This window comes from Kribbella sp. NPDC054772 (assembly GCF_053611945.1).
Genome location: NZ_JBSHBJ010000010.1, coordinates 188,111 through 194,185 on the forward strand (window position 1 = coordinate 188,111; position 6,075 = coordinate 194,185).

Genomic DNA, 6,075 nt, shown 5'->3' on the forward strand with positions numbered 1-6,075 from the left:
CAGACTACGGTGGCTGTCATGAAGACGAGTGAACTGCTGATCGACGCACACAGCCGGGTCCACGAGGTCCTGCACGACGTCGTAGAGGGGCTCGACGAGAAGACGCTCGCAACCCGGCCGGGTGATTCCGCCAACTCCATCGCCTGGCTGGTCTGGCACCTGACCCGGGTCCAGGACGACCACCTCGCCGACGCGGGTGGGTACGAGCAGGTGTACACGGCCGACGGATGGTTCGAGCGGCTCGCGCTGCCGCTCGACGCGGCCGACACCGGGTATGCGCACACGTCGGAGCAGGTCGCGCAGGTCAAGCTCTCGGCAGACCAACTCCTCGGGTACTACGACGCCGTGCACGCGCGGACCGCGGAGTTCCTGAGCACCGTGACCGACGAGGGCCTGGACCGGATCGTCGACCGCCGGTGGACACCGCCGGTCACGCTCGGCGTCCGGCTGGTCAGCGTCATCGACGACTGCGCCCAGCACTCCGGCCAGGCGGCGTACGTGAAGGGGCTGCTCAGCTGAGCGTCGTCTGCCAGAGGGACGTGCCGGCGATCAGGTAGAGCTTGTGGTCCGGCATCAGCACGGCGGCCGTTGGTGATCCCTCCGGCCCCTGGGAGTCGCGGACGGTCCAGTGACCGTCCTGACCGCTGATCACCTTCACCTTGTTGTCCTGAGCAACGACCTGGACGATCGTGTCACCGTCGCGCACGGGCGGTGGCAGTTTGTCCTTGTCCCCCACCGGGACCGACGGGAGTCCGTGCAGGCGTTTCGCCGTCCCGTCGGCGTCGAGCTGCCACATCGCGAGTTGGCCGTCGACGTACCCGGAGATCACGCAGTCCTTGGCGCAGGTGGCAGTGTTGGCCTGGCTGCGGTTGCCCGGCTCGGGCAGGACGATCCGGGTCCAGCCCGAGTTGAGCTTGGTGGAGCGCCAGACGGCGGCCTCCTGGGCGACCACGTTGGGTGCGAGCCGCACCTGCGAACCGACGATCACGATGCGCTCGCCGAGCGTCGTACCGAAGCCGGGGCCGACGAGGAGGGACGGCGTACTCTGCAGGACGGTCTTGGTCGGGTCCTGACGGGTCCACTTGTTGCCTTCGGGCAGCCAGACCATCGCGTCGTTGCCGGTCTGCACACCGCCCCATGAACCGAGCAGCGCCCGGCCGCTCGGCGTGATGACGGCGCTGTAGAGGTCGCCGGCGGTTTGGCCGCCGAACGTGAAGAAGTCCTGCGGGCGTTCGATCAGACCGGTCTGCGGGGTGCCGCTCCAGACCGTCCAGCGGGTGTTCGAGTGCGCGCCACCGGCGGCGCCGCCGAGAGCAAGCAGTTGCTTGCCGTCGTACGCGATCGAGTACCAGATGGCTTCGAACGCGTACGGGCTGGCGGGGTTGGGCTTGACGGTGATCGAGGTGCGCTTGCCGCTGCCGTCGAGGAGCTGCAGCTCCGGCACGACCTTGGCGCCGCGATGGCGAAGGCCGATCAGCAGCTGGTCGTCGTGCGCGGTCAAGGTGACGGGCTCGGCCGGGGTGTCGACCTTGGTCCACGCGACCGTTTGCGGCTTGGCGTCGTCACTGCAGGCGGCGAGGGTCGCGAGCAAGAGGATCGCGATCGCAGTGCGGCGGCGCATCTCAGCGGCTCTGCGGGAGCTTGGTCGTCTTCTTCCGCCCGGTCCGCGGCGCGGAGGGCGGTGGGACCATCGGACCGATGTCGCCGTCCGGTGCGGTGTCGAGATCGATCATCACCGGCGCGTGGTCACTCGGTCCGGTGCCCTTGCGCGCCTTGCGGTCGATCCACGCGGCCTTGACGCGCTCTGCGACCGAGTCGGTCGCGAGCATCAGGTCGATGCGCATGCCGAGGTCCTGATGGAACATGCCGGCGCGGTAGTCCCAGTAGCTGAAGACGCGGTTGTCCGGCCAGCGGTCGCGGACCACGTCGTGCAGGCCCTTCGCGGCCATCAGCTCGGCCAGCGCCTGCCGTTCCGGTGGGGTCACGTGCGTCTGACCGACGTACGCCGCCGGGTCGAAGACGTCGGCGTCGGTCGGGGCGATGTTCATGTCACCGCAGACGATCTGGTCGGCCGGCCCGTCTGCGACGACCTTCGTGAGCGCCGCAAGCCAGGCGAGCTTGTAGTGGTAGTGATCGGAGTCGGGAGTGCGGCCGTTCGGCACGTAGAGCGAATGGATCCGGATGCCGCCACAGGTCGCGGCCACCGCGCGCGCCTCCGGATTCGGGAAGCCGGGCGCGCCGGCGACGCCGGTCACCACGTCCTCGAGGCCGACCTTCGAGAGCAGGGCCACCCCGTTCCACTGCGGTTCGCCGTACAGGCCGATCTCGTAGCCGCGGCCGGTCAACTCGGCGCCGAGCAGCGTGGTGAACGCGTCGTCGGCGAGCTTGGTCTCCTGCAGGCACACGACATCCGGCTGCCGCTCGTCGAGCCAGTCGAGCAACCGCGGCATCCGCTGCTTGACCGAGTTCACATTCCACGTCGCCACTCGCATCCGACCAAGGTAGCCCCCGCCGGGGACCATTTCAGCCGAGCTTGGGTGCCCGCCAGACCAGAGTGTTCAGGACGTCGGTGTCCGGGCGGTCGACGCTGTTATTGTGGCGGGGTTTGTCATGCCGCCCCCACGCGTCGTCACCCAGCCACGCCGGTACGCCGAACGGCAGGTCGCGCGGCGGGATCGGCGCGTAATCGGTCTCGAGGAACTTCGGGCCGTAGTTGGGCCCCGTCGCGTCACCGTCCGGGTCCGGAGTCACGATCGCCCGCAACTCGGTGATCGCGGCGCGCCAGCTGTCGATCAGCACCTTCGGCTGGTGGCTCGACGGATGCGGCACCTCGAACACCGGCACGTTCGGCTTGCCCGTCCACAGCTCGACGGCGGACCGTGCCTGGACGCCGAACGCCACGATCGCCTGCAACGGCGGACCGGTGATCAATTCGAGCAGCGTGTTGCGCCAGGTCAGTTGATCGGGCCTGGAGAGCAACGGAACCGCCTGCTGGGCGCAGGCCGGGATGAGTCCGTAGGCGTATGCGTTGACGAGCGCGTAGCTGCGCGTCAGGCCGAGCTTCGTCAGGAAGCCCTGCACCCGTTGACCGGCGTCGCCGACCAGCGTGCGGCCGGCGATGCGTTCGGTCGGTCCGGGGTCGGACGCGACCGCGAGCAGCCGGGCCGTGCGGTTCAGCCGGCCGCGGTAGAACACCGGACCCCAGTCGTACCAGAACAATTCCTTCAGCTCCACGTAACTCGGCACTTTCGCGAAGTGCCGCGCCACCGTGGCCGGCGGACCGGGATCGAAATCGGCCATCGAAGTCCTCCCCCTCGACGATCCACGACCTTACGCTCGTGACCAGGGGCGGCACGGGGAATTCTACGGGAGGCAATGCCATGTTTGTACTGCGTGGAACCGTGGTCACGATGCGACCGGGTGGGGAGATTCTTCCGGGCGCCGCGGTCTATGTCGGCGACGACGGGTTGATCGCCGCGGTCACCCCGCTGGACGCCGTACCGCCGGGATTCGAGAACGCGCCGCGCATCTCCGCCGGCGGATTGATCTGTCCCGGGCTGATCGATCTACACAATCATTTGATGTACAACAGCCTGCCGTTGTGGACGGAGCCTTCGCGCGCCGTTCCGTGGACGTCGCACAACCAGTGGGGACGCGCACCGACGTACAGCGCGCAGATCAGTCAACCGGCCCGCCTCCTCGGCGCCGCCGCGGGACGAGCACTCCTGAGGTACGTCGAGACGCGGGCGATCGTCGGCGGTACGACGTCCATCCAGGGCAACCCGCGGGGCGCCGTACCGCCGGACAACGAGCTGATCCGGAACGTCGACTCGGAGAAACTCGGGACGCCCGAGGATTTCATCCGGGTCAGCACACTCGTTGCCGATAGCAAGGATACGCTGGCGCCTTATGTGGCGGCGGTTGCCGCCGGACGGGGATTCATCGCGCACTCGGCGGAAGGATCGGATCCGAGACTGCGCGCCGAGTTCCGGTTGCTCGCCGACGTCGGAGTGGTGACGCCGCAACTCGTCGCGATTCACGGGGCGGCGCTGAATGCCGACGATTTCGCGACGATGAAGGCCGGGAATTCGACGCTGGTGTGGTCGCCGTTCTCGAACCTGTGGTTGTACGGCGCGACCGCGGACGTGAAAACCGCGCAGGCCACCGGGGTGCGCTTGTGCCTCGGGTCGGACTGGGGTCCGTCCGGCACCAGGAATGTGTTGTGGGAACTGAAGGTCGCGGATCTCTGGAACCGGACGGAATCGGTCTTCACTGACTCCGAACTCGTGCGGATGGTGACGTCGAACCCGGGCGACGCATTGACCGAGGTCTGGCCGCGTCCCGTCGGCCGGCTGGAGCCCGGTGCCCTCGCCGACCTTCTCGTACTGCGTCGCACCGACGTGGACGTCTATCGGAGCATCATCACCGCCACCGAGTCCGACGTACGCCTGGTCGTCGTCGGCGGCAAGGCCCGCTACGGCGTGCGCTCCTTGATGAAGCCACTCGCTCCGTTGGCCACCCCAATCAAGGTCGGCCGGCTGTCCCGCGTGATCGACTACGGTGATCCGGCCGTCACGTGGGACTCCGTCGTCGCCGCCCTGGAAGACGTCCGCGCCGATCCGCCCGGCGCCTCGGCGCGCGTCACGGCGACCTTCGCGAGGCTCGCCGCCGCTTTCCCCGCCGCTTTCACCCCTGACCCCGCTGGGACCGCGGACGGCTTCGCGGCCGCCGCCTCGCAGCCCGGCGCGTTCGTCCTGCTGCCGGACATGCCGGCGCCCGAACTCGACGACGAAGTCCGCCGCCGCGGCACTGCCGGCGCCACCCCGATCCCGGTCACCATCCCGCCACTCGAACCACTCACCACCGGCTCCGCATGGTTCGACGCGGTCGACGCCAACCCGTTCCATGGCGGTCTGCTCAGCGGACTCCGTGCGTACGCCTGAGACAACTCGTCACCACCCCCGCCGGCCGGGGTAGCGTCCAGCCACGACTTCGTGAGGGCAAGGGGCAGGGGTGGCGATGCTGCATGGTCTCGGAATAGGTCAGCAGGACGAAATGGTCTACGTGGAACTGCTGCGCCGACGCAGGGCTACCGTGACCGATCTGACCGTGGCTGTGCAGTTACCGTCCGAGACCGTGACCGGTGCGCTCGTCAGGCTCGCCGGGTTCGGGTTGGTCACGGGTGACGAGACGGGCCAGTACAACGCCGTACCTCCGGACGTCGGGCTCGGGACGCTGATCGTTCAGCACCAGACGACGCTGCAACAGGTGCAGCACCGGCTGACCGAACTGGTGGACGTGTACCGCACCGGCGCGGCGTCGACGATGAGTGAGGTGGAGGCGCTCACGACACCGGAGGAGCTCGCCACCTGGGTGGACAACATCGAGCGGGGCGCCCAGCACGAGTTGCTGGCGTTCTTCCGGCCGCCGTACGTGCTGGACGGTGACTTGGAGGTCACCACCGACGTGCCGTCGTACCGGTATGTGTACGAACGGGCCGCTCTGGACGATCCGCGGACACCGGCCGAGATCGGCCGGTTCCTGGACGGCGGCTACCAGATCCGGATCGTCAACGAACTGCCGAGCAAGATGATCATCATGGACCGGACAATCGTGCTGCTGCCGATGCTGCCGGACCAGACCGGGATCGACCCCGGCTTCCTGCTGGTCCGTGGCCAGTCACTGGTCCGCTTGCTGGTCGACCTGTTCGAACGGGTCTGGCAGGTCGCGACGCCGCTTCGGCTGAGCGCTGCCAGCCTGGTCGAGGGCGGTCCGGCCTGGGACGACTTCGACATCAAACTACTGACCTACCTGCTGTCCGGAATGCCGGACAAGACCGCAGCCGGCCGACTCGGCACCAGCGAGCGGACTGTCCAGCGCCGGATCCGGCGACTGATGGAGCTGTCCGGCACCGACAGCCGCATGCAGCTGGCCTGGTACGCCGCCCGCTCCGGCCTGATCGCTCCGTGACGAAAGGTGGCCCCCCCCGCGGCCGCCGGGGGGGGCCCCACGGGGGCGTACCCCCCGGGTACGGACGCGGGCCGGGGGGGAGGAGCGGGGGTGCCGCAGCCGACG

The 6,075-nt window shown here is 68.7% G+C and carries 6 protein-coding genes; 3 read left to right on the plus strand and 3 right to left on the minus strand.

All coding sequences use genetic code 11. The features are described 5' to 3' along the window. Nucleotides 1-18: 18 nt before the first annotated feature. Nucleotides 19-519: a mycothiol transferase gene (locus ACWGID_RS18870; protein ID WP_452198139.1), complete on the plus strand. Its 501-nt coding sequence runs from the start codon at nt 19-21 to the stop codon at nt 517-519. On the opposite strand, the gene ACWGID_RS18875 is transcribed toward ACWGID_RS18870, so the two are convergent. The 3 genes from ACWGID_RS18875 to ACWGID_RS18885 are packed head-to-tail and all read right to left on the minus strand — an operon-like array spanning nt 512 to nt 3,300. Next, complete coding sequence (locus tag ACWGID_RS18875; RefSeq protein WP_452198141.1) at nt 512-1,621, minus strand: hypothetical protein; 1,110 nt, start codon at nt 1,619-1,621, stop codon at nt 512-514. The two genes, ACWGID_RS18870 and ACWGID_RS18875, sit on opposite strands and share 8 nt — an antisense overlap. Nucleotide 1,622: 1 nt before the next feature. Continuing rightward, nucleotides 1,623-2,492, minus strand: coding sequence for an exodeoxyribonuclease III (locus ACWGID_RS18880; protein ID WP_452198143.1), 870 nt, complete (start codon nt 2,490-2,492; stop codon nt 1,623-1,625). Between the two features lie 31 nt (nt 2,493-2,523). Beyond that, complete coding sequence (locus ACWGID_RS18885; protein WP_452198145.1) at nt 2,524-3,300, minus strand: hypothetical protein; 777 nt, start codon at nt 3,298-3,300, stop codon at nt 2,524-2,526. A gap of 80 nt (nt 3,301-3,380) precedes the next feature. Here ACWGID_RS18885 and ACWGID_RS18890 point away from each other — a divergent pair, with 80 nt between their 5' ends. Then, a complete protein-coding gene (locus ACWGID_RS18890; RefSeq protein ID WP_452198147.1) occupies nt 3,381-4,943 on the plus strand; it encodes an amidohydrolase family protein in 1,563 nt (520 codons plus the stop codon). Between the two features lie 76 nt (nt 4,944-5,019). Next, entirely contained in the window at nt 5,020-5,970 is a 951-nt protein-coding gene (locus tag ACWGID_RS18895) for a helix-turn-helix domain-containing protein (protein ID WP_452198251.1), read from the plus strand. The last annotated feature ends 105 nt before the right edge of the window (nt 5,971-6,075 follow it).